We start from the raw sequence: 22,256 nt of genomic DNA, 5'->3' as shown, positions 1-22,256 counted from the left end.
AAAGAAATGAAAAAACAAGTAACAACTCTTTTATCTGCATTAGTTCTTTCAACGATTGCATTTGCGGGAACAGCAAGTGCACATGTTGTCGTATATCCTCAGGAAGCGACACAAGGCTCTTATGAAAAGTTTACTGTACGCGTTCCAACTGAAAAAGAGATCCCAACTACAAAAGTGAAAATTGAGATTCCAAAAGATGTAGAAATATCTCGATTCGAGCCTAAAGAAGGGTGGAAATATGAACTTCAAAAAGACTCTTCAGGTTTGATTACAAGTGTGACATGGACAGCTACTGATGCAGGTTTGTCACCTACAGAGTTTGGGGAATTCAATATGCAAGGAAAAGTAGGCGATAATGCTAAGAAGATTGTTTGGAAGGCTTATCAAACATATAAAGATGGATCAACAGTAGCATGGGAAGGGCCAGCTGATGCAGATACACCTGCATCTATTACAACAGTAGTAAAAGGGAATGGAGCAGAAGGAGATTCTCATGCATCAGCTACTAACGAAACTACTGTTACTAATGAAGCAACTAACAATGACTCAAATGTTACACTTCCTACTACTCTTTCCATTATTGCATTAGTATTAGGCATTATTTCTTTGATCTTTAGTTTAAGAAGAAAGAAGCAAAGCTAATTCAAAATAATATAGAGTAAAAAGTAAGCTACCTCACGCTAGGTGGCTTTTTATTTGGTTAAAAATAATACTTATTTTAACATCTTATAACGGATTTCACTATCTTGTCCGTAAACGTGTACATTTTTAGTTATCATGATTGATTTTTTCGGAACGCATTAAATATCTATGCAAGAGGATATTGCAACCTTTACGCAAACTACTCAAGATGCCGTGAAGTATCTTTGGATAAAGTAGTGAGAAAAAACAATCTTCAGGGACTTAAAGGTTGGTTTTTCTGTTTTTTTAGTTGTGTATACAAAAGTAGTTAACATAACAGACATTACAGGAACCTATAAACTAAAAGGAAAGCTCATAAATGTGAGCTTCCCTTTTTCTGTATTAGATATATTCAATACGTGGCATTAAGGATATGTGATTTCTCATTGTCCTTCTTTAACTCAAGTCCCATTAATTCAAGAAATAATTCATATCTATTAATAAATTAGTAAATAATACGCAAGAGGTGAGAAAATGAAAAATGATAATTTAAAACTTACATCTTCTGAAATAGGAACACTTTGGGGGGAGTATGTAAACGGAACAATGACTGATATAGTAAATAGGTATATGTTTTCTATTATTGAAGACGAATCAATAAAAAACCTTTTTTTAATTGCCCTTGAGACCTTCGAAAAGCAAAAGAAGCAGATTGTTTCCTTCCTTGAGAAAGATGGATTTCCCGTTCCAATTGGATTTACTGAGTCCGACCTTAATAAAAGTGCAGAGAGATTGTTTTCTGACACATTCTGCTTAAATTATTTGCATCTTATGACTGTGCATGGTTTGTTGGGACATACAACTTCTTTAAGTGTTTCTGTTAGAAAGGACTTACGGGAATTTTACAATTCATGTGATAATGATGCAAAAAATATGTACGATTTAACCATTGAGTTATTGCTTGAAAAAGGAAAATTCCAAAGAGACCCCTATTTCTATCCTAACGAGAGCCCTGAATTTATATCTACCAAAGATTTTTCTGATGGATTCTTCGGAAAAGGTAGAGTTTTATCTGCTACCGAAATGATCAGTAGTTCTCTTAACATTAAAAAGAGCATTATGGCTAAAGCTCTTTCAATCGGATTCAGTCAAGTCACTGAATCGAAAGAGGTAAGAGAGTTCTTGGAGCATTCTGAAAAAACGGCTGATGAAAACATACAAGCCTTAACAAAAATTATGCACAAGGATAATTTGCCAGTTCCAATGTCGTGGGAATCAGAAGTTACAACGTCAAAAGACTCTCCTTTTTCGGATAAATTAATGTTGTATCATATTGGTTTCTTGACTCAAACTGCACAAATATATCACGGGACAGGTCTAGCATCAGCCATGAGAACAGACCTTGGTGTAGCTTATGAAAAAGCCATTCTAAAAAGTCTAGTAATCACCAAAAACTGGTTTGATATTATGGTGAAAAACAAGTGGCTAGAACAGCCACCACTTGCTCCTAATAGAAAAGAAATTGCAAAAGAAAAACAATAAAAAATAAATAATAACTCTAATATCTTGAGCAAACTATTCGAGATGCAATGAAGCATCAGCACGATTCCATTTGCGCTATAGAAAAACTATCTCTTTCCGATTGGTAGTTTTTTTTATTTCTTTAAGCTGTATACCATACTCAAAGCTAGTTACCATAATGTTTTTTATCGGCAGCAAATAAAAACAGAGTGTTTATTTACTTAAAGTGCTAATATAAATAATAAAACTTTATTGGGAGACTACATTTATGAAAACAAAGGTTATACCAGTAATTATTTCATCTATCTGCGGTAGTTTAGTTTTTTCAGCTTTATTCTTAGAAGGTGGATATATGGATTTTAATGATTTTATTGGTCAATTGGTGACTGGATTTATCATTATTCCATTTGTTTTAGTATTTGGTATCCCATTATCTCTTATGGTTGACACAATCATAAGAGATATAAAGAAATATAAAGTTTTAATTGAACTCCTACTGTACGTCCTTTCTGGAGTTATAGGTACTTCAGTTGTGTTGTTACTATTTTCGTTAGGTGATGGCATAAGTGTTTTCCTGATGTTTAAAACATTTCTTATTCTTGGTCTAAGCTGCTCAGTACCCTTTGGACTTAGTTCAATTATATTGAAATATGCATTTAAAACGGTTTCTTCTCACTAGAAAACTATTTGTATACCCCATACATTTCTAGTTAACATAATCAAAATTACAGGAATCAAAAGGAGCACTTAATGTGCTCCTTTCCTCATTACCTTATAGTACTTCTTAAAATCTTGTTAAATATTTTGTTTAAAATAAAGAAAACAAAATAAAAGAAAGCAATATTAAATACGATGCCTATTATATCAGGAGTTAATCTTGGACCTTTATAATATATTAAACAATCAGCAGGAAAGCCAAAATAATGATAAGGTCCTTCAACCCTAATACCAATCTTTGGAATAAAAGCAAAAATTATAGTTGCGATAATACTAAGATTCCAAAATGATTTTAAACCACTTTTCTTCTTCATGAAATGCCCCTTACATAACTTTATATACCTTAATTACTTTAATTTAACAGAAGTTATCTAAGCAAACTACCCTTTTTATAGAAATTAAATATGTATATCATATACAAAACAAGTTTACATAATACCTCTTACAGGAACCAAAAAGCTCTTTTATCAAGAGCTTTTTGCAGCTTATAATATGTAGAACAATTACATTGTAGATAGTTGGAAGTATCACATACAGCAATTATTTATTATTTTTCATCTTATTGGGATATTACAAAGAAATACCAGAAATACACTATAATATTTAAAAGAAGAACTAAAAAACAGAGCTTATTGACATATCGAAAAAAATAGATATAATGTTACTTATGAATATTAATCCTAAAGTTTTCAAAGCATTATCGAATCCAACTAGATTAGAGATACTCGATTGGTTAAAAGAGCCTTTAAAACATTTTGATAAACCTACAGCTTTATTATCAAAAACTTTGAGTGATAAGGGTGGTGTATGTGTTGGAGATATTCAAGAAAAATCTGGCCTTTCTCAATCAACTATCTCTTCTTACCTTTCCACATTACAAGATGCAGGTTTGTTAGAATCCGAAAGGCATGGTAAGTGGACTTATTACAGAAGAAATGAAGAAGCAATTAAAAAATTTGCTAATGATATAAAAGAACTGATTTAAAGTGTTCTTTTGTATCATTATATTTTTAATCTTTATATCTATATATTTAGATATTTAATTTATTGGAGGTTATTATGAAGAAAACAATATTTTATTTGGTAGCACTATTCTCAGGAATTGCATTAAGTATGGAAGGTGCTATTTATGGAGAGCTTGGTAAAATTATTGGTCAGTTCGAGAGTAGCTTTTATAACTTTTTTGTAGGTACAATTCTACTCACGTTAATTGTATTATTTTTCGGTAAAGGTAATCTAACTCATACTTTTAAAGTTCCTAAATGGTACTTACTAGGAGGTTTGTTAGGGTTAATATATTTAACCGTTCTTGTATTTGGAATTCCTAAAGTAGGAGTAGGTATATCTATGATAGCCATAGTCGTAGGTCAGATGATTATGAGCATGATTATTGAACACTTTGGTTGGTTGGGCAGTGAAAAAAAGTCAATCACTAAAAAAAGATCTCTAGCTATCGTGTTTATGTTGGTAGCACTAATCTTTATATACTAGGAGGAAGTTTCATGAGTATCATAACAGTTATTATTACATTTCTCGGAGGAGTTACTTTAAGTGCTCAATCATCTATTAACGGTAAATTAAGTAATAAGTTAGGGACGTTAGAAACAGCCCTTGTTACATTTCTAACGGGAACTTTATTTATGGCATTATGGCTAATCTTCTTTGGTAAAGGTAATTTATTAGCTATAGCTCAAGCACCAACTTGGCAACTACTTGCTGTTTTCCTAGGGGTAGGTTATATGTTTTTGACTATATTAGCTGTTCCTAAAATTGGGGTTACTGCAACAAACTTAACAGCTATTGTAGGTCAGGTTGTCGCAGGTTTTATTATTGATCAATTTGGATTATTCGGTGGGGAAATTGTTCACTTTGATTCTTCAAGATTCATTGGTTTGGTCTTTATGTTGTTAGCTTTATTTTTAATCTTTAAAGATAATAATGAAACATTAAAATAAAACAAAAAAACGAACGGGTTAACCTCTGTTCGTTTTTTTGTTTTCAGATTGTATATGATATACAAAGATAGTTAACATAATGTCTCATTATAAGAATAAAAAAAACCGATTTTAACGGGGTAACGCTACTGAAATAGATACCTGGAGCTATGATTCTTTAGATACCATGTAGCTACTTCAGTAAGCTTGCCTGTCCACGTGAAAAATAAAAAAGAAACCCTACTGCAGTATGTGAGGAGTAAGTATTGGTGTAAGATGTATTCAGGTTTTATATGCTGGGAGTTGCCTAGTGTCCTATCTTTTTCATGAAATGGATGAGAGAGCGAAAGATGTCTCAACAGCTAAAGTAGAACGTAAGTAGGATCAGTGGAAGCTTGGTGAATCAAATGCTTCAAGTTTTAAAAAGAGTGAAAATAAGATTAAATTAGAAAAGAGAAGGTATTTACCTTCTCTTTTCATTATTTTTTACTTCTTTGTCGAATTTATGTACAAGTAAGCTCAACCTTAATAATTCTTTCAATACTAAATAATTCATTCCATATTTTTGAATACTACGTTTAAGAAGGTAAACATTTCTTCATACAATCGTTATTTTTAAGTTTCTGTTTCAAATATAGAAACTTTTTTTCTTTTTTTGATTTTTATTTCTCAGCCTTTTATTATGAACAACGTAAGAAAAAGAGGTGAATCCATTGAAGCAATACGAAGTAGCTACACTGAAAAAAGGACTTCTAATTTTAGATGCTTTGCAAGAAAAAAATATGACACTTCGTGAAGTTATACAAACATTCTCATTTAATAAATCAACAGCTTTCCGTTTGTTATATACGCTTGAAATAATGGGCTATATCAAAAAAATTGATAATTCCTATAGCCTTACTAATAAAGTGGGATCTTTATCTACTTCCTATAACTCAAAAGCAAATTGGTTATCGGTTCCACCTTTACATGAGTTGAGTAGAGAAGTTGGGGAAACAGCCTATGTTGGAATCCTTTATGGAACGGATGTAGTCACAGCACAAGTTGTTGATGGCCCCCATTCTATGAGGGCACACTCAGAGGTTGGTGACCGGGCTCCTGTACACCTAAGCGCTCTTGGAAAAGTCATATTAGCCTTTTTAGACAAAAGCAAACTCGAAGGTGTCCTTAAAGAACTGACATTAGTGCAAAATACCAAAAATACATTTGCAGACTTGCATTTATTAAAAGAGCACCTAAAGGTCATTCGTAAGCAAGGATACGCAGTAGATGACGAAGAGACAGAAATAGGCCTACGCTGTATTGCTGCCCCGGTCATCTTTGAGGGGAATGTGGTTTCAGCTGTGGCGATATCTGGTCCAGCACTTCGTTTAAATAAAAAATTAGATAAGACTTTTAGTAAAAAACTTATTCAATGTAGTTCACGTATATCAAAAATGCTTTGATAGAAAACATGAAAAATATGGGGGAGAGGTAAGATGAAAGAAATGTCAACAAAAGTCTACATTGCTTTATTTTCTTTGGCTATTAGTGCCTTTGCTATTGGAACAACCGAGTTCGTCATTGTTGGCTTACTTCAAACAGTTGCTGATGATCTATCTATCTCTGTGACAAAAGCTGGTACTTTAATTTCTGGTTATGCAGTAGCAATAGCTGTTGGAACTCCGATTGTAACAGTTATTACAGGGCGCATTCCTAAAAAAGGCTTTTTACTCATCTTAATGATGGTTTTTATATTGGGTAATGCAATGTCAGCCATTGCTGAAACATATCAATTATTAATGATTTCAAGGGTTATTACTGCTATCGCTCATGGTGTATTTTTTGCTATTGCAGCTACAGTCGCTGCCGATATCGTACCAGAAAACAAAAAAGGAACAGCTATTTCAATTATGTTTACTGGGTTAACACTAGCAACCATAGCAGGTGTTCCAATGGGGACTTATATTGGACAACACTTTGGTTGGCGCGCTACATTCGGTGCGGTAGCTGTACTCGGCATTATTGGGCTAATTGTAAATATATTTGCCGTTGATAAAGTGAACAGACAAACAAATCCTCCTACTCTAAAAGATGTAGGGCAACTTGTGAAAAATAAACGTATTCTACTGGCATTATTAATGACTGCCCTAGGATTTGGTGGAACCTTTGCTTTGTTTACCTATCTCGCCCCTATTCTCCAAGAAATTAGTGGGTATTCATCAGGATCTATTTCATTATTACTTTTAGTTTATGGGGTTGCCGTGGCAATTGGAAACATAATAGGTGGAAAAATGGCCAACGAGCATCCTGTTAAATCGTTACGTTTTGTATTTTTATTTCAAGGAATCGTACTTTTATTACAAATGGTACTACTACCTAGTAAAGGATTAAGTATTTTATCTATTGTTTTGCTAGGTTTATTTGCATTTATGATGTCTTCAGGAGTTCAAGCGTACATTGTAACGCTTGCTGAAAAATTAGTACCTTCTGCAAAAGATATTGCCTCTGCATTAAATATATCAGCTTTTAATGTAGGGATTGCTGCAGGATCTACCTTAGGTGGAGTAGCAGTAGACTATTTAACGTATTTAGATACGGCATGGATTGGTGCCATTATGGTGGCATTCGCATTTCTTCTATCCGTACTGAATTATAAATTAGATAAAAAACAAAAATTATTTTAAGGGAGAGTTTATTAATGAACTTACAACAACTAGAAAACGTAGAAAATGAATTACAATTTGAAACATTTACAAACGAAGATGCTTTAAATCTTGGTATGACATTAATTGATTATGCAAAAGAAAATAATAAAGCAGTAGCTATCCACATTGAACGTAATCGAGTACCTTTATTCACCCACTTAATGGATGGTACATCTGAAGAAAATGTATTCTGGCTATATCGAAAAAAACGCACAGTGGATCATTACAACAGAAGCTCACATTATATTGGAGCAAGATTCGCAGAGCAAGGAACGACTCATGATGAAAGCTCTCTTCTTCAATCATCAGATTATCAAGCTGTAGGCGGCTCTTTCCCTATTCGTATTAAAGACGTAGGCGTAATTGGAACTGTAACAGTAGCAGGACTTACCCCTCAGCTTGATCATGATTATGCTGTTGAGGGAGTAAAACGTTTCTTGAAAAAATAAGGGGTTAATGAACGAATGATTATCGAACATGCATTGTTGACCAGCAAAGAAGAGTTAGTGGAAGAATTTGTACAGACAATTAACGAAGCATTCCCTATTTTAAGCAGTTCTGAGGGGCACTTATCTCACAAACTGCTTCGAAATAAAGAGAAGCCAACTCATTTTATACTCGTTGTTCATTGGAATAGTTTACACGATCATCTGGATAGCTTCGTGGGGAGTGCTAAATTCAAGAAATGGGATTCTCTGCTCAGACGCTTCTTTGATAGTGACCCAGAAGTCTTGCACTATACAGAACTAAGATATGATTAATTATCGAAGCCTGGCTATAACTAGTCAGGCTCTTATTTTATATAATAATGCTTTAAGAGTGAAAACACGATTATATACTCTTCTTCATTCCGCATTCGCGGCATTCACGTAAGAAAATGCCACCTTTTACAGAACTCTTGAAGTAAAGCGTAATCATAAACTTTAGTAAGATCGATTTCTTGCTGCTGTTTCTCTTCCATGTTGATCACTCTTTTCTAATTGACTTTTATTAGATTACCACAAAAATTGAAGGTGGAATCATATTATGTAAAACGAACATCAATTAGTTCACTTAACTTCATTTTGTTTTTTAATTCAAATACTTCATCGATAAAAACAAACAAATTCCCCAGGAAATCAACAAATTGGATGAATCCCTTTTCTGTAATACATTGTCCCTTTTTGTAGTATGTAAGATAAACTTGTTTATTTGTATGTAAGGCTTCAATCAAGGTGAAATTGATTTGTTCCATTTGCTCTTCTGTTAAAAGAGGTTGAGGTACTTCTACTTGCTTGTTTATGAATTCCTGTAATCCTATGTATTGTTCGGGCATACTCGCAAACGGGCGCCATTTTTTCATTCCTCTATCGTGATTCATGATATAATCCTCCTTTAGGCTTGATGGCCTCCTATAAGGCCGTTTCGATAACGAGCTGTTGAATGCTCCAAATAGCTTGAAGCTCGTAGAACACTATTCTTCCCATAACGCAGCCGGATTTCATCTATCGTTTTGGCAAGAGCATAGGCTCTTTCTCGCTGATCGATATCTTCAAATAAGCTCATTTGCTCCTCTTTTTCAATGCTAGTATTGGATAACGAAATCCCAATGAAGCGAATCGGCATTCCACTATCAAAAGTATGCAATATGGTTAAACAATAGGGGAAAATATCTTGGCTTAAGTTCGAAGCTCTCCCCATTTTCTTTTGTCTTGAGAAGCCTCCACCTGTTTGTTTGCTATAGCCAATGGATAAATGGATCGTTTGAGCCACCACTTGATGCATGCGTAAACGAAAACAAACATCGTCCAATAGCTCCAATAGTAATAACTCCACTTCTTTTCGGCTTGTGTAATCTCGAAAGAGAATCTGACTTTTCCCAAAGGAACGGGAACTAGGGATGTACACATCGGAAATGCGACTAAAATCAATCCCATTCGCATGTTGGTGAAGTTCCTCTCCCATGATGCCAAATTCTTTTTGTAACATCTCCTTCGAAGAAAGAGCGAGTTCTTTTATAGTATGGATGCCTAAACGGTTTAAGCGTCTTTCGGTAGCTGACGAGATCCCCCAGAAATCCTTCATTGGATGAATCGCCCATAATTTAAAGGGAATATCTTCATATCGCCAATAAGTAACCCCTGTGGGACTGTGCTTCGCTTCATGATCTAAGCTGACTTTAGCCAATAAAAGATTAGGACCGATTCCTGCGGTAGCTGTAAGAAAGGTCTTTCGATAAATTTCATTGATAATTCGATGAGCTAACTCTTCTGGTGTTTGAGCAAATAAATGTAAAGAAGCCGTTGCATCAATGAACAACTCATCAATGCTATACGCATGAAAATCCTCAGGAGCCACATACTGTAACACCAAACTCGAAATATAGTTCGAAGCCTTGATGTATCTCTCCATGGATGGATTCACCACATGGATATCTTTCCTTTTAGGAATTTCAAAGAGGCGACTTCCTGTTTTGATCCCTTCTTTCTTTAATAAAGGTGTGGCAGCTAAGACAACAGATCCCGACCGTTTGATATCTCCTACAACAGCAAGCCTTGTTTTCAACGGATCTAACCCCCGTATGACAGATGAAACCGAAGATAACGATAGGTAGCCTACTAAGTGTAAAATCTGGTATGATTCCATTCTCTTTTGGGCTTTCCCCCGTTCCACACCGTGCGTGAGACTTTCACCTCACACGGCGCTCCAGCAATTCCTAAGTTTGATTTCTACTAAGTCATAAACACTTTATTGGTTTAGTTCATTAGAACAAAGTTAGTTGTTCATAGTAAGTTTTGTTAGTACAGATTAAATTGTTTTTCACAAGAAATCGCAGTTTATTTAATTTCTCGATTTGTTTATCTGTCATTTTTAGTTTGTCCACTAGCTTTTTGGCCAGAGGTTCATTAGTTAGATGTATCAGCTTGTGAATTTCTGATTTTACGAGAATAAGATTTGCGTAGTTGTCGTCCTGCGTTTCACTCCATAATTGTTTGTGATGACAATGCATGTCTGTCAGTTCAAGCTTTTCATTCATAACCCCACATTTTCCGTTTTGTGCAACGAATAGGGAGATTCGATTATCATTGAACTCAATTGTTGCTCTGTCATTAATTACTGGATGTTCCCTTAGCCACCTTAATTCTGCTTCGGTCACGTTTTCCAGTCCTTTATGGATTAGTTTTCGTCCTTCTGGTGTGTACTTATTAATAGCTATACGTTTGCTCATAGGATTCTTATGCAGAACATACGCAAAAGGAAGAATTGGTTTTTTCATGTAGAATCTTATGGTTTTTGATCCGAGATAGGGAATAATTCCTTTATCTTTGCCACTATATTTACCTACCCTTGAGAAACCGAAGGTATCTGCTTTGCTAGCTCTTGGAAGCCGGTTGTACATTTTCCTAGTTAAGTTTCTTCCGGGCCAATGAAAATCTCGACTTACATGGGTGGCAATGCAATAGTAGTTGTGCGCTCCAATCACCATACTGTTGTACTTTCCAATATTCCTAATTATCTCTCGATGGCTTGCTGATTTTTGTAACTTTTTGATTTGGTCTGTTAATTTAGCTATTTGAATTTTGATAGCTTTTGGTGATACATGAGTCTCTGCCACGTATTTGGTTTTCCCCGTGGAAAGACGCTTACCTTTCTTGGTCGCCTTTAAGGTAAAGCCAAGAAATTCGCTTCTTTCCCTTTTTAGGTTCGTCACTTTGGACTTTTCTTCAGAGATAGGAAGTTTCAATCTTTCCTCGAGCCATCGTTTACACGCTTTGTAAATCTTTTCGGCGTTGCTTCTTATATTCGTAAATATTTTGAAGTCATCTGCATACCTCACTATGTACATTGGTTTTAGTCTGGTTTTTTTAAGTTCGACATTCTCGTGTGAACGGTTTTGCGCTCCTTGCTTTGTTAGCTTGGGCGTCCTCTCTTTTACCACAAACGTTTCCCATTGTCGGCTTATCCACCAATCAAATTCATTCAGATTGATGTTGGCGAGCAGTGGACTTAATATTCCACCTTGCGGTGTTCCTTTTGTAGGATATATGGTTGAACCATCAGTCATTATAATTGGGGCTTTGAGTATCTTTCGTATAATTACTAACAGTTGTTTATCTCGTATTCCCAATGTCCATAATTGTCGCATTAGCTTTACATGGTTTACTTCATCGAAAAAGCCTTTAATATCGACATCTACCACGAAAGTTAAATCCTGCCGATTAATCTTTCTAACTGAATCTGCAATAGCTTGTTCGGCAGACCGATTAGGTCTGAATCCATAGCTCCTAGGGCAAAAGTGTGCTTCACATATCGGTTCCAGAACTTGCAGGATACATTGTTGGATAAGTCTATCCCAAAACGATGGTATGCCAAGAGGTCTGTTTTTTCCGTTTGGTTTTGGAATTTCCTTACGCCTAACTTTACCTGGTGTGTAATTTTTAAATCGCATTTTAACAGACTTAACAAAACTTTCTTGGGACATTTTTTCGACAGTTTTAATGGTAATCTTATCGACTGATGGTGTTCTACTTCCTTTATTTCGCTTAATATTTCGATAGGTTAGTAGGATATTCTTTTCAGAAACGATTATTTTCATTAGTTGTCGAAAGTTTTCTTTGTTCTTAGCCCTCTGATACAAGTTATCGAAAGTCTCTGTCATACTGTAGTATTCTGAGTTTCGGATACTTTTGTCTTTAAGCCTTTTTCCTACTGAGTGTTTATTCATGGTTTGTCACCGTCCTTTGAAATTCAGTGACCTTTTTAGTCCTACCAGAATCCATGCTAGGATTTAGTGAAATCATGTTTTAACCTTAGTTATTGCCTCGTGGCTGTTCCTCCAGTTCTATTACATAACCTTCATCGGTCGTGCCACTACTTTCATCTACCATTAAAGAGAGTTATATCCTTACGGAATTTTCCCCTCTAACTCGACATGCCTGCCTAGTTTTATTTCACACTATACGTTGGTAGCTTCCGACGTTCCTTTTCAGCTATCATTAATTATACTTAGGTGCTCACTCTACTCCGTAGTTTGCTCCACCGCCTATAACAGTGTAAGAATTAGGGCATCTTCGATTACCTTTGTTTCCTTAAACCAAGTCATCTTTTCAGACCCGACTCATTTCTAAGCCGTAAAGCTATCGAAGCGTACATTCGCGAGTTCGTCAGTGATTTATCACATTCTCACCGTAAGAATGGGAATGAAACGAAAGTAACGGACTCTGTAAATGGTAGTGTTCGCACAAAAGCTTATGATAAAGCTGGACAAATTACGAGCATGGCAGACCGTGGTGGCACATTTGGCTGGGAATACAAAAAAGATTCGACCAAAATTGTCAAATCAAAATTCTCTCAAGGTGGTACTACAAATGAGAACACTTATGAGTATAATGCGTTAGATCAAAACACGGTTGTAAAAGATTCAAAAGGTAAAACGTACCTTTTTGATTATGATGAAAAAGGCAACGTGCGTGCTTACACAGCTGGCAATTATGCTGGTTCAGCCTTTACGTATGACGTGACAGGAAAAGTAATGTCATTGGACATTGGTAACACCAATAACGATAGCATTCTATCAGAGTCATACAAATATGATGAAAATGATAACCGTACAGAGATTACATCTTATAAAGCAGATGGTTCAGTCGATGGTACAACATCTTATGTTTATGATTCTTTGGATCAATTACTAAAAGAAACGCTACCAGATGGAACGGTAAAAGAATATAGTTATAATGGTTTTGGAAATCGAACATCGGTTAAAGTAACAGAGCCAGGAAAATCAGCTGTTCAAACGAATGCCGAGTTTAATATCGGAAATGAACTTGTCAAATTTGGTAATGATACAATTAAATATGATGAGAATGGTAATCGTCTAGAAGATGGTAAATACACATACACATGGAATGCAGCTGATCAATTAACATCTATTACTAAAAAAGGCGAAACCAAAGCCTTTGCGACATACAAATATGATGATGATGATCGTCGTATTGAGAAAAATGTCAACGGTACGATTACGCGTTTCTACTATGATGGCGATAGTATCAACCCATTATATGAAACAGACGGAAATGGCAACGTCCTACGCTCTTATGTTTACTCGATGGATGGCGTACGTCTATCCATGCAAACAGGTGGAAAATCGTATTATTATCACTACAACCCACATGGTGATGTCGTAGCAATGACTGATGACAGTGGAGCTGCTGTGGTAAAATATACGTACGATGCATGGGGAAATGCGAAAAAGCAAGTGGTATCTGGTCAAACAGATATTAAAAACCCATTTACTTATGCAGGTTACATGCAAGATGATGAAACGGGTATGTATTATCTAATTGCTCGTTATTATAATCCAGAGCAAGCTGTCTTCATTTCAGCTGACCCAGATCCAGGCGATGATGATGACCCAATTACTCAAAATGGATATACTTATGCAGATAACAATCCTGTCATGCACGTAGATCCAGATGGCCATTTTGTGTGGTTAGCAGTTAATGCAGGATTTGCAGCTTATGATGGGTACAAGGCATATAAATCAGGTAAGGGATGGAAAAAAGTAGCTGTTGCTGCTGGTCTAGGACTTATCGGCGGTGGAGGATATAAGGCTGGAAAAATTGCTTACAGAATATATAAAGCTAGAGAAACAAGGAAAATTATTAGAGTTTTAATGGCTGCTAAGCAAGGAAAAGGTAATACTACTATCAATGTAGGGAGAGTAAGTAAAAGAGTTGCTAAAAAAGCTGGCCAGGCATGGGTAGGACATGGTGCTAAACCTATGATGAAAAAAGGAAAAGTAATAGGTTATAGCAGTAAAGATGGTACTAAAACGTTCAGGTTACATTACAAGAAGAAACGTGGGGTACACCAAGCCAACTTTGAAGAGTATGGTAGACACGAGATAAGTAAAAAGAAATATAAAATAAGAAATGCTCATTTGAACTTTAGATAGTGAGGTGTAATTTAATAAATGTTAAGTTTGGAATTATTTAATTTAACTTCTATTGATGAAGTTTGGGGTGATGACCCACAAGATTTTTGGATTGAATTAGAAGCTGATATTGGTATAAAAAATGATGAAGATTCTGCAGAAATATTTACTATTTATGCTGTTAGTCCATTGAGGTTAAATACAATGCTCGAAACGGCTGATATAGAACTTGGACGTGGTTTTTTTATAATGAATGATTTCAATATTAAAAAGATAGAAGAAAGATTAAAGAAATTGATTTTACATTGTGGAAGAAGTAATTGGAGTGAATCAGCTAAAATAATTAATCGATATGCAATCTGGGAGTACGAAAGCTAACTTTCATTTTTAAGAGGATGTCACATTAATAGGGTGAAATTATAATTACAAAATCATTATCAGTTCGGGATAATTGTTAGCCAATTAGTTTATTCTCTTCTGAGAAGGACGGAATTATTGCATATTTCGACTTAGTGAATAGATAGTAATAAATTTCTATTCTCCTCTTAAAATTATTGTGTACTAAAAAGAATTGAGACTATTTTAACGACCTTTGTAAAGAGATAAATTAAAATATTATTAAAAAGAAGTCTTGATATATCAAGGCTTCTTTTTCTTTTGTCTTTTTCGAACATTTTTATATGAGTTTGATAGATACAGTAAGAAATCAAATAGTATTTAATATATATTTATAACTCTCCTGCTAACCGCATTTTTATTTCATAATTATAAATTCTAAAGGAAGCAAAAAGCTTTTTTATTTACTTGTTAAAAGAAATTTCCAAACTAACTTTTAACAGTCATATTTAATGGGGTCCATCGATTAGTTTAGCCTAAATTAAATTATTGCACTAGTTTTCAATTATAGTCCTATCACTCTATCAAAATGTTCGTAAAAGTGTTTACCTACCAAAGGACGTTCGTAATTTGTTTTTTAACTTATGTGAACGATAAAGATGATAGAGTTTCTATGAAAAAGAAAAGTCCGTAAAGGTATACTTTTGCGAACTCTTTTTCAAATTAAAGATGATGTTGTAGGTCTATGAATGTTTCCTTAAAGTTAAAGAACCGATAATTTTTGTTATTGGAAGTATGTGTAGTATAAAGTAGACTAAACGGAAATTTCATATAAGAAACAAAGTAATATGAATTTCTAAATAGAAAACCACTTAAGTAGACAAATTATTGGAAAAGCATCATATTTATAAGTGTTGTGCTTGAATATAAACTAGTTAAAGGGGTTTTACTATATTGAAGTTAGTTTGTAAAAGTTGTGAAATAGAAATTTCTAACGTATTAACAGAACTACGGGATTTAAGCTTACTTAACGAAGAAATTGGAGAAGATCATACTCCTTTAGACTATATCCCTCAAGGTTATTTCTTGATCGTTGGTGAAGATGATGAAGTTGATAAAAAAGGTACAATTATTATAAATATGAAGGACCTAATCAATTCTAAGCATCATCCAGATGGAGATCGTTTAAACGGATGCTGCGGTTTAGATGGATTAGACGGTATGAACAGAGTCTGTTCAAATGGTCATGAAATTGGTACTGAGAATTCAGATTGCTGGATGCCGCATTACATAGCTATAAATCCGAATATGGCAAGCTTCATGTAAAGCATTTCCCATTCCTTCATTGGAGAAAAATAACTATTTTTTAGCTTTGATGTAGGAAATATGGTTTTATGACAACAACAATGGCAATTAAAATCCCTAGAAAATTTGTTTCTAAGGGATTTTTGTTTCCGTTTCACGTACTATCGTTAAGTTACATTCAACTCACTTCTACTTCCATATAACGGATTCCAAAAAAAGTGTAATATGTAACCCGATAATTTTCAATTGATTTTTTTGCGACACTGTCCCATTCATGCCCATTCGGTTTAGCCTCGTAACTTTGCACCATTAATTTATCCAGTGGTTTAAGTGACCATTTTCGAAAACTTTCTTGAAGTTGTTCCACTTTCTTTTTTTCTTCTGGAGAGTGTAAAGATGCTACTTCATTACTTGTTATTCGTGGTATACCAACAGCTAGAAATATAATGATTCCAACGAGAATACCATAATTCCATAAGTATTTTTTCATTTTAGTTATTTTCTCCTTTTTGTTATGAGAAGGTACAAAATATGGATAGCATATATATGGATTTAACGCCTCTTTTTATCATTGGCTTTTTGAGTATCTTTTATTGTTTTAGCCATAGCGAAAAATATAATTAATACTATAACAATGCCAAGTATCATTCCTCCAAACAATAGGTCTACCCCTTCCTAACTTCCTATTTTTGTTAATTATATCATACAGGTTAATAATAGCTCTTATTATAGGTTGAAAAAGGACATTAAATCGAAGTGATTTTCTATTGCTTACTAAAATAAAGCCGTGCTATTTCGGAGCAAAATATGTAGTTTCTACAAGTCCAACTTAGCTTATTAATTATTTACGTCTATAACTGCTTTTTAATTGCTTTGGATCTAATGGGGGTACACGAAATAATTGCTTTAGAAAATCATCAAAAGTGTCTGCTATTTTGATATACTCCCATTCTGTAGTATCGTCTGTTGAAGCTGAGAAGTTTTCTGCGATATACATAACAGCAGGATCTTGAAATCTATTACGATAATCCAACACAACCCAATAGTGAAAATCCGTCCACAAAACCACAAATTCACCCTTGAGTTTGACTTCTTCCAATAGTTCTTTGGAAGACAAGATACTTATATCATCATTTTCGAAATGTATAGGATCAATTGTACTAATGCTTGCCCTGCCTCCATAAGGAATACTTTCTGCATCTCCATCAGGTAACATAAAGTACGGGTAGTTTAATCCCCCACCATTTCTTATTTTCATTAAATCCAGTAATGAACTAGGTAACTTAACACCTAAAATAACTTCAGCTTGCTTTATGATTTCATCATTTATCGGGTAATCTATACGCTTATATTCACTATCGTCGCTCCAAAAACTATCTCCCTGATAAAATTCTTTTTTCAAAATCTTTACCTTCTTTCGCTTTAAGTGTTAAGTAATTGTTTTAGTTCCTTTTTCAAGCTTTTATAATGCCAATTAATATGATCAAGCTCGACCTCTATTTCAATTAATTGCTCTATTAGCTTCTCTTGGTCTAGTGAAGAACTAAGAGTGTCTGTAATCAATCGATCAAGTTTATTACTACTTTCGTAAATGTCGTTTAAATCAACTGCTAATTCAACATATTCCTTGTTTGAATTGAGTAAGGAAAGCTTCTTTATGAGTGCATCTACAATAGTTGGGTTCATTCTATCTCCTCCCGTCCAATTAGTGTATATTCTAGGTACTTCAAGCCTTCATAAAAAGTTAGTGAAGATGGTTAGAAATCTAAAATTGAATCAATGTTTTCGGCATATTCATCAACTAGTTGAGCCCCTTTCTCTTCAGCTTCTTCCTCCTCTAATTCCTTATCTTCCAACCACTGTTGATAATGACAAAGTTCATGGGCAATGCTGTCTAACATCGCATACAAGGCATCTATTTTTCCTCTTTCTCTAATCAAATCTTTATAATCCCCAGTAGCAATGCGGATATATGGTTCAACATCTTTTTCGTAGGGAGCAAAGAAAGTAGCTGTTACCATCTCCTTTGTTGTCCGGTTCTTAATTTGATCATCTTTTTTTAGGTAAATAACAACTCGAATAGGAAACTCCATTTGCATCCTTAACCATTTACAAAAGTTAATGCACGCTATTCTTACTTCAGGGTCTACGCCAGGCTCACTCCTTAATCTTAAACCTGTTCTAGGGTAGTCATTCATGCTTATTTCCTCGCATTCAATCTTTTAGTGACATTAGTAGTTTAGTAGAATGATTAAGTTCCATAAATTTCTTCATTTGCCATATTATCGACTCATTTTACCATACATCATGTATAATAAAGGAACTTAATAATAGAAAGTCGGGAACGAATTGAAAAAATTTCTTCTTTATATGCTATATTTCTCTCTTATTTATGATGTGGTCCGTTTAATCTATAGGACTGTAACAAAGTATAGCCTTGAGAACCTTGGTTATGACGTCTCCTCAGTAATAAGAGACTTAATTGTCATTTGGATTATCTTTAGGATCACTCGTCCTAAGAAAAAACGAACAAAGTTTAAGCACTTTCATAATGCGGCTATTATTGCCGAAACGGAAAAAGATTATGGGAAAGCACTTGAAATTAGAAATGAAGGTCTAAAGCTTAAAGGGTTGAACAATGCCGAGCACGCGGGACTATATGCTGGAAATGGAGGAACATACCTTTATTTGAAGGATTATAACAATGCTAGTCTTTGTTTTGATAAAGCTTTTGAACTGGTTCAAGAAGAGAAATTTCCATATGATGAACAATTTATAGAAGTTATTGAGAGCTATGTAAAAGCCAATAGAAAAGAGGATGCTCTTAAGCTAGTGGAGAGTTTATTACAACGGAAATCTTATCATAAGAAATTCAAAAAGTTAGAGCCTATAAGAGAGAAATTATTGACATAATACAATCAATCTCATATGCAATAAGCAGTGACTAATGTGTTGAGCAAACAACCTAACGCAATATAGGTTATAAAATTTATATTTAAAAATATTTAACGGAGGATACCTATTTGCTGATTTTGATTAAAAGCTCTTTAATAATAGCTGTGGGTCTTTATTTATCAGTCATCTTTTTACCTGAAGTTTTACATGTAAATGAGACTGTTGCAAAATATTTATTTATAATACTTGCTGGCTTATGGTTTCTCAAGTCAAATAATAGATGGTGGGTTAATATTATTTCCCTAATTTTAGGGACTATAATAGGGCTTATTGTTTTTATTACTTTACTTGAATTTACTGAAAGCATGCTATAAAAAATAAAAGTAAAAAGCTATCTCATAGAATGAGATAGCCTTTTATTAGGATTGCTAATTATAAAGTACCAAAATATAACCGCAAGTAAACAATAGCACATTTTTGCCATAAGGACTATTTTTTTGGTGTACTAGCATATGTATAAAAGGTGCGCTTTTTATACATTTTCGTTTCTTTCAACTATTCAAAGAATGTAGTCATATCAACGATGTATAAAAAGCTGCATATTCCGGAAAAAGAATCCTTGGTGGAATCTTACTGCCCCAAGGGTTCTTTTGCTTGCTTGGTTCCTTGAAGAGACATTATGTAAACTAGCTTTGTATATCATATACAGAGCGCTCAACAAAGATAACGATACAAAATAAACAAAATATGGTAAATTTAACTTATTATATTTTAGGGAATAAAGGTATGGTGATTATGTGTCGTTAGAATGGTTTGAGATTACTAAAGGAAATACAAAATACTTTGAACATGTGATGAAATTACATGAAGAGACTTTTCCGATAGAAGTAAGGGAATCAAAGGATATTTTTCTTCGTAGCTTAGAATATTCCAAAACTAGCTTTCCAAATACTTTTCGTTTTTTGGTAGGAATTGAGGATGGGAAAGTAGTGTCTTTTACAACTGGACACTTTTTAGCTGATGTTAATACGGGATTTATAGTTTATATCGTTACAGATCCTTATACAAGAAGTCGAGGATTAGGTTCTAAAACACTTAGAAAAATTGAAGGTCTATTAAATGAAGATGCCATTAAAGCAGGTTTTAAGTGTATAGATAAAATAATGTTAGAAACAGAAACAATAGAAATGGTCCATACTGATAGTGAAAAAAAAGACTGTTTTAAAAGAAATAAGTTTTTTGAGAGAAATAAATATAATTACATTAACTTTATTGATTACAAACAGCCCCCTTTACATAAAGGCGAACCTTCATTTCCCCTTAATTTGTTTGTAAAAAATTATGGACACAGTGAAATAAAAAGGGATGTCTTATATAAGGCCATAATATCTCTTTATAAAGAAAAATATTTTAACGTGAATGGAATTGATAAAGAAACTCTTAATAATTGTATAGAGGAAATGCAGATAAACAAACAGCTTTGAGTTAACTCAAAGCTGTTTGTTTTGGTGCCTATAATGTGGATTATGTAAATCTAAAATTGTACTGCATGTAATCTTTAGTAAGATTATTTGGTAAAATATAGATAATGTTGTTTGGAGGAGGAAATTAAGTGAGAGAGGTTGTTCGCTTTTCGATACGTTATTTAGGTCGCTTCATTTGTTTTTTCCTGATAGCTGCTTTTCTTTTATATGGAGCTATTACTTATTTTCCGAATAGTCTAATGAGTATTTATTGGATATCCTTATCTTTAGTAATTTTATTGTTAGTCTACAGTATATATTTATTTAAAAGAAGTACGTGATGATAAACAGGGCCTTGATTATCAAGGCCCTGTTTTCTTTTACTATAAACATAATCTTTATACCGATAATACGTTTTATGTTAACTACAAAAATGTATAAGATATAAAATCTAAAAACCAGAAAAACCAACCTGTGAGCTCTAAAGGTTGGTTTTTCTGTTACTGTAATAGACATTGTGGTAAAAAAAGGCCATCTATTAGTTAATAGATGGCTTCTTTAATCAGTTAACCTAAAACATAGAATAAGCATAGTAACAAAATATCAATAGGCAAACTAATACTCAGAAAAAGAAGCATATATTTTTTAGGTTCAGGGCCTCTTTTTTTGATAGTAAAGAATTCTACTCCTAAATTATTAATCGTAATGAGTAAAGAAAACATCACATAAAGTAAAACATTTTCCTTAAACGTATGTGTGAAAAGTGGAGAGAATAGAATCAAAAAAGTAAACATCTGAAAAGATCCTCTTGCAAATAGATCTATTTTACCGCCTAAAAACTCTTTAAAAGTGTTATCAGGATTCATGTAATCACCACCTTATTATGATAAACAGCCAGCAGCAGCACTAGCACCTAACCATACAGCACCAACTCCGGTTCCAATAACCCAACCTGCTGGTCCACTTACTCCAGCAACAGTCATTAGCCCACTGAAAGCAGCAGTATGAGCAAAACCGGCAATTGAAGCTGCTCCACAACCACTAATTCCTTGAATAGAAACTGTATTTGAAGATGATTTACTCTCACCTAATTCTTTAAAGATTTGTTCTTGTAACTCTTTACCCTCTGGACTATCTATAATCTCATTAAATTGTTTAACTGTAGCTGTTAACTGATTATATGCCGTAGAATCAAGGTCAGCCTTTACCTTGTCCTTATCCTCAATGACTACTTGATTTTCATCTTCATCGAAATTTACATACTTTAAAATGTTATTGAGCTGTTCAACTGAACTTTCTAATTGATTGTAAACTGTAGAATCATTAAGATCATCTTTTAATTCATCTTCATTAACAATCGTAATTTGATTATCGTCCTTATTAAATTCTAAATGCTCTAATACGGTATTAAGTTCTTCTTGCTCTGCTTTAGAAAGTTCCGTATTTTCTGCTGCATTCGCATTTAAATGTGTTCCAAAAGCAGTAGATGTAAGTAATATACCAGCAGTTAAAGTCGTAAATACGGAAAGTCTAATTTTTTTCATAAATCGCATCTCTATAAAATCCCCCAACCCCTAAAATATACTTTATATGTATTATCCTACCAGATATTAATAAGGGTGAGTTGCATTCCTGTTAATTTGAAAATAAATTACTAGAAATGTTCAAAAATCAGGAATTTTATTGTAATTCTTAAGACTTAAAGAAATTCATCTATAGAGTCTAAAATCACCGAATTTTAACATATAAAGAGTATCTCCTAGGAGCAATAACAACTTTAAGTTGTTTCTAATTGCCTTAAGGCTATTTTTCGTTTAACTATTTAACGGCTAAAATCTAGTCCTTGGTTTTTCGATTTATTTAT

The 22,256-nt window shown here is 33.8% G+C and carries 26 protein-coding genes and 1 pseudogene; 16 read left to right on the top strand and 11 right to left on the bottom strand.

The features are described from left to right. The first annotated feature begins 6 nt into the window (after positions 1 to 6). The 3 genes from MKY06_RS27765 (at position 7) to MKY06_RS27755 (ending at position 2,821) form a co-directional block, all read left to right on the top strand. On the top strand, positions 7 to 642 hold the full coding sequence (locus tag MKY06_RS27765; RefSeq protein WP_098590609.1) for a YcnI family copper-binding membrane protein: 636 nt from the start codon (positions 7 to 9) through the stop codon (positions 640 to 642). Between the two features lie 513 nt (positions 643 to 1,155). After that, positions 1,156 to 2,163: a DUF3231 family protein gene (locus tag MKY06_RS27760; protein WP_098660457.1), complete on the top strand. Its 1,008-nt coding sequence runs from the start codon at positions 1,156 to 1,158 to the stop codon at positions 2,161 to 2,163. A gap of 247 nt (positions 2,164 to 2,410) precedes the next feature. After that, a complete protein-coding gene (locus tag MKY06_RS27755) occupies positions 2,411 to 2,821 on the top strand; it encodes a hypothetical protein (RefSeq protein ID WP_194758120.1) in 411 nt (136 codons plus the stop codon). A gap of 88 nt (positions 2,822 to 2,909) precedes the next feature. Here the strand turns inward: MKY06_RS27755 and MKY06_RS27750 are convergent, their stop codons facing one another. Continuing rightward, complete coding sequence (locus MKY06_RS27750; RefSeq protein WP_194758119.1) at positions 2,910 to 3,173, bottom strand: hypothetical protein; 264 nt, start codon at positions 3,171 to 3,173, stop codon at positions 2,910 to 2,912. A gap of 353 nt (positions 3,174 to 3,526) precedes the next feature. Here MKY06_RS27750 and MKY06_RS27745 point away from each other — a divergent pair, with 353 nt between their 5' ends. The 7 genes from MKY06_RS27745 to MKY06_RS27715 all read left to right on the top strand — a co-directional run bounded on the left by MKY06_RS27745 (position 3,527) and on the right by MKY06_RS27715 (position 8,241). Next, on the top strand, positions 3,527 to 3,844 hold the full coding sequence (locus MKY06_RS27745; protein WP_098590576.1) for an ArsR/SmtB family transcription factor: 318 nt from the start codon (positions 3,527 to 3,529) through the stop codon (positions 3,842 to 3,844). Between the two features lie 74 nt (positions 3,845 to 3,918). Beyond that, complete coding sequence (locus tag MKY06_RS27740; protein ID WP_098590549.1) at positions 3,919 to 4,350, top strand: DMT family transporter; 432 nt, start codon at positions 3,919 to 3,921, stop codon at positions 4,348 to 4,350. Between the two features lie 11 nt (positions 4,351 to 4,361). Continuing rightward, on the top strand, positions 4,362 to 4,814 hold the full coding sequence (locus tag MKY06_RS27735; RefSeq protein ID WP_194758118.1) for a DMT family transporter: 453 nt from the start codon (positions 4,362 to 4,364) through the stop codon (positions 4,812 to 4,814). 692 nt (positions 4,815 to 5,506) lie between these two features. Continuing rightward, positions 5,507 to 6,238 (top strand): IclR family transcriptional regulator, encoded by a 732-nt coding sequence (locus MKY06_RS27730; protein ID WP_194758117.1) that lies wholly within the window; start codon positions 5,507 to 5,509, stop codon positions 6,236 to 6,238. A gap of 33 nt (positions 6,239 to 6,271) precedes the next feature. Beyond that, positions 6,272 to 7,459, top strand: coding sequence for an MFS transporter (locus tag MKY06_RS27725; RefSeq protein WP_194758116.1), 1,188 nt, complete (start codon positions 6,272 to 6,274; stop codon positions 7,457 to 7,459). Between the two features lie 14 nt (positions 7,460 to 7,473). Beyond that, positions 7,474 to 7,929, top strand: coding sequence for a heme-degrading domain-containing protein (locus MKY06_RS27720; protein WP_098590544.1), 456 nt, complete (start codon positions 7,474 to 7,476; stop codon positions 7,927 to 7,929). 15 nt (positions 7,930 to 7,944) lie between these two features. Continuing rightward, positions 7,945 to 8,241: an antibiotic biosynthesis monooxygenase family protein gene (locus tag MKY06_RS27715; RefSeq protein WP_194758115.1), complete on the top strand. Its 297-nt coding sequence runs from the start codon at positions 7,945 to 7,947 to the stop codon at positions 8,239 to 8,241. A gap of 70 nt (positions 8,242 to 8,311) precedes the next feature. On the opposite strand, the pseudogene MKY06_RS30745 reads toward MKY06_RS27715, so the two are convergent. The 4 genes and pseudogenes from MKY06_RS30745 to ltrA all read right to left on the bottom strand — a co-directional run. Beyond that, positions 8,312 to 8,383, bottom strand: a pseudogene (locus MKY06_RS30745) (hypothetical protein); the annotation flags it as partial. A 121-nt stretch (positions 8,384 to 8,504) separates the two neighbouring features. Continuing rightward, positions 8,505 to 8,840 (bottom strand): YolD-like family protein, encoded by a 336-nt coding sequence (locus MKY06_RS27705; RefSeq protein ID WP_194758114.1) that lies wholly within the window; start codon positions 8,838 to 8,840, stop codon positions 8,505 to 8,507. A 14-nt stretch (positions 8,841 to 8,854) separates the two neighbouring features. After that, positions 8,855 to 10,105, bottom strand: coding sequence for a Y-family DNA polymerase (locus tag MKY06_RS27700; protein WP_194758113.1), 1,251 nt, complete (start codon positions 10,103 to 10,105; stop codon positions 8,855 to 8,857). 118 nt (positions 10,106 to 10,223) lie between these two features. Continuing rightward, the gene (gene ltrA, locus MKY06_RS27695; protein WP_194758112.1) at positions 10,224 to 12,185 is read right to left on the bottom strand and encodes a group II intron reverse transcriptase/maturase; all 1,962 of its coding nucleotides are present in this window, start codon (positions 12,183 to 12,185) and stop codon (positions 10,224 to 10,226) included. Positions 12,186 to 12,737: 552 nt separating this feature from the next. On the opposite strand from ltrA, the gene MKY06_RS27690 reads away from it, so the two are divergent. The 3 genes from MKY06_RS27690 to MKY06_RS27680 all read left to right on the top strand — a co-directional run bounded on the left by MKY06_RS27690 (position 12,738) and on the right by MKY06_RS27680 (position 16,055). Continuing rightward, positions 12,738 to 14,414 carry an RHS repeat-associated core domain-containing protein gene (locus MKY06_RS27690; RefSeq protein ID WP_194758111.1) on the top strand — a complete coding sequence of 559 codons (1,677 nt, stop codon included), beginning with the start codon at positions 12,738 to 12,740 and terminating at the stop codon, positions 14,412 to 14,414. Between the two features lie 18 nt (positions 14,415 to 14,432). Further along, positions 14,433 to 14,771 carry an Imm8 family immunity protein gene (locus MKY06_RS27685; protein WP_116299552.1) on the top strand — a complete coding sequence of 113 codons (339 nt, stop codon included), beginning with the start codon at positions 14,433 to 14,435 and terminating at the stop codon, positions 14,769 to 14,771. A 912-nt stretch (positions 14,772 to 15,683) separates the two neighbouring features. Then, complete coding sequence (locus tag MKY06_RS27680; RefSeq protein ID WP_165575026.1) at positions 15,684 to 16,055, top strand: hypothetical protein; 372 nt, start codon at positions 15,684 to 15,686, stop codon at positions 16,053 to 16,055. Positions 16,056 to 16,212: 157 nt separating this feature from the next. On the opposite strand, the gene MKY06_RS27675 is transcribed toward MKY06_RS27680, so the two are convergent. From MKY06_RS27675 to MKY06_RS27660, 4 genes are all read right to left on the bottom strand, one after another. Continuing rightward, complete coding sequence (locus MKY06_RS27675; RefSeq protein WP_098197818.1) at positions 16,213 to 16,524, bottom strand: hypothetical protein; 312 nt, start codon at positions 16,522 to 16,524, stop codon at positions 16,213 to 16,215. A 351-nt stretch (positions 16,525 to 16,875) separates the two neighbouring features. Beyond that, positions 16,876 to 17,436, bottom strand: coding sequence for an SMI1/KNR4 family protein (locus MKY06_RS27670; RefSeq protein WP_194758110.1), 561 nt, complete (start codon positions 17,434 to 17,436; stop codon positions 16,876 to 16,878). 20 nt (positions 17,437 to 17,456) lie between these two features. Further along, entirely contained in the window at positions 17,457 to 17,720 is a 264-nt protein-coding gene (locus tag MKY06_RS27665) for a hypothetical protein (RefSeq protein WP_098197820.1), read from the bottom strand. Positions 17,721 to 17,791: 71 nt separating this feature from the next. After that, on the bottom strand, positions 17,792 to 18,232 hold the full coding sequence (locus MKY06_RS27660; protein WP_194758109.1) for a hypothetical protein: 441 nt from the start codon (positions 18,230 to 18,232) through the stop codon (positions 17,792 to 17,794). Between the two features lie 151 nt (positions 18,233 to 18,383). Here MKY06_RS27660 and MKY06_RS27655 point away from each other — a divergent pair, with 151 nt between their 5' ends. The 3 genes from MKY06_RS27655 to MKY06_RS27645 all read left to right on the top strand — a co-directional run bounded on the left by MKY06_RS27655 (position 18,384) and on the right by MKY06_RS27645 (position 20,413). Next, positions 18,384 to 18,947: a tetratricopeptide repeat protein gene (locus MKY06_RS27655; protein ID WP_194758108.1), complete on the top strand. Its 564-nt coding sequence runs from the start codon at positions 18,384 to 18,386 to the stop codon at positions 18,945 to 18,947. Between the two features lie 110 nt (positions 18,948 to 19,057). After that, positions 19,058 to 19,303, top strand: coding sequence for a hypothetical protein (locus MKY06_RS27650; protein WP_029319588.1), 246 nt, complete (start codon positions 19,058 to 19,060; stop codon positions 19,301 to 19,303). 423 nt (positions 19,304 to 19,726) lie between these two features. Next, positions 19,727 to 20,413 (top strand): GNAT family N-acetyltransferase, encoded by a 687-nt coding sequence (locus tag MKY06_RS27645; RefSeq protein WP_323744542.1) that lies wholly within the window; start codon positions 19,727 to 19,729, stop codon positions 20,411 to 20,413. 545 nt (positions 20,414 to 20,958) lie between these two features. Here MKY06_RS27645 and MKY06_RS27640 read toward each other — a convergent pair. Together MKY06_RS27640 and MKY06_RS27635 are read right to left on the bottom strand one after the other, a co-directional pair. After that, the gene (locus MKY06_RS27640; RefSeq protein ID WP_116327360.1) at positions 20,959 to 21,258 is read right to left on the bottom strand and encodes a hypothetical protein; all 300 of its coding nucleotides are present in this window, start codon (positions 21,256 to 21,258) and stop codon (positions 20,959 to 20,961) included. 15 nt (positions 21,259 to 21,273) lie between these two features. Then, on the bottom strand, positions 21,274 to 21,936 hold the full coding sequence (locus tag MKY06_RS27635; RefSeq protein ID WP_142759518.1) for a hypothetical protein: 663 nt from the start codon (positions 21,934 to 21,936) through the stop codon (positions 21,274 to 21,276). Positions 21,937 to 22,256 lie beyond the last annotated feature (320 nt).

The organism is Priestia sp. FSL P4-0332, assembly GCF_038005845.1.
Taxonomy (GTDB): Bacteria; Bacillota; Bacilli; order Bacillales; family Bacillaceae_H; genus Priestia.
The sequence above is the reverse complement of the archived record's forward strand: the minus strand, read 5'-3'. Positions and strand labels throughout refer to the sequence as shown.

Bases quoted from the DNA above. Each gene is read 5' to 3' on its own strand.
- MKY06_RS27765 (WP_098590609.1), top strand. From the start codon at position 7: ATGAAAAAACAAGTAACAACTCTTTTATCTGCATTAGTTCTTTCAACG.
- MKY06_RS27760 (WP_098660457.1), top strand. From the start codon at position 1,156: ATGAAAAATGATAATTTAAAACTTACATCTTCTGAAATAGGAACACTT.
- MKY06_RS27755 (WP_194758120.1), top strand. From the start codon at position 2,411: ATGAAAACAAAGGTTATACCAGTAATTATTTCATCTATCTGCGGTAGT.
- MKY06_RS27750 (WP_194758119.1), bottom strand. From the start codon at position 3,173: ATGAAGAAGAAAAGTGGTTTAAAATCATTTTGGAATCTTAGTATTATC.
- MKY06_RS27745 (WP_098590576.1), top strand. From the start codon at position 3,527: ATGAATATTAATCCTAAAGTTTTCAAAGCATTATCGAATCCAACTAGA.
- MKY06_RS27740 (WP_098590549.1), top strand. From the start codon at position 3,919: ATGAAGAAAACAATATTTTATTTGGTAGCACTATTCTCAGGAATTGCA.
- MKY06_RS27735 (WP_194758118.1), top strand. From the start codon at position 4,362: ATGAGTATCATAACAGTTATTATTACATTTCTCGGAGGAGTTACTTTA.
- MKY06_RS27725 (WP_194758116.1), top strand. From the start codon at position 6,272: ATGAAAGAAATGTCAACAAAAGTCTACATTGCTTTATTTTCTTTGGCT.
- MKY06_RS27720 (WP_098590544.1), top strand. From the start codon at position 7,474: ATGAACTTACAACAACTAGAAAACGTAGAAAATGAATTACAATTTGAA.
- MKY06_RS27715 (WP_194758115.1), top strand. From the start codon at position 7,945: ATGATTATCGAACATGCATTGTTGACCAGCAAAGAAGAGTTAGTGGAA.
- MKY06_RS27705 (WP_194758114.1), bottom strand. From the start codon at position 8,840: ATGAATCACGATAGAGGAATGAAAAAATGGCGCCCGTTTGCGAGTATG.
- MKY06_RS27700 (WP_194758113.1), bottom strand. From the start codon at position 10,105: ATGGAATCATACCAGATTTTACACTTAGTAGGCTACCTATCGTTATCT.
- ltrA (WP_194758112.1), bottom strand. From the start codon at position 12,185: ATGAATAAACACTCAGTAGGAAAAAGGCTTAAAGACAAAAGTATCCGA.
- MKY06_RS27690 (WP_194758111.1), top strand. From the start codon at position 12,738: ATGGCAGACCGTGGTGGCACATTTGGCTGGGAATACAAAAAAGATTCG.
- MKY06_RS27685 (WP_116299552.1), top strand. From the start codon at position 14,433: ATGTTAAGTTTGGAATTATTTAATTTAACTTCTATTGATGAAGTTTGG.
- MKY06_RS27675 (WP_098197818.1), bottom strand. From the start codon at position 16,524: ATGAAAAAATACTTATGGAATTATGGTATTCTCGTTGGAATCATTATA.
- MKY06_RS27665 (WP_098197820.1), bottom strand. From the start codon at position 17,720: ATGAACCCAACTATTGTAGATGCACTCATAAAGAAGCTTTCCTTACTC.
- MKY06_RS27660 (WP_194758109.1), bottom strand. From the start codon at position 18,232: ATGAATGACTACCCTAGAACAGGTTTAAGATTAAGGAGTGAGCCTGGC.
- MKY06_RS27640 (WP_116327360.1), bottom strand. From the start codon at position 21,258: ATGAATCCTGATAACACTTTTAAAGAGTTTTTAGGCGGTAAAATAGAT.
- MKY06_RS27635 (WP_142759518.1), bottom strand. From the start codon at position 21,936: ATGAAAAAAATTAGACTTTCCGTATTTACGACTTTAACTGCTGGTATA.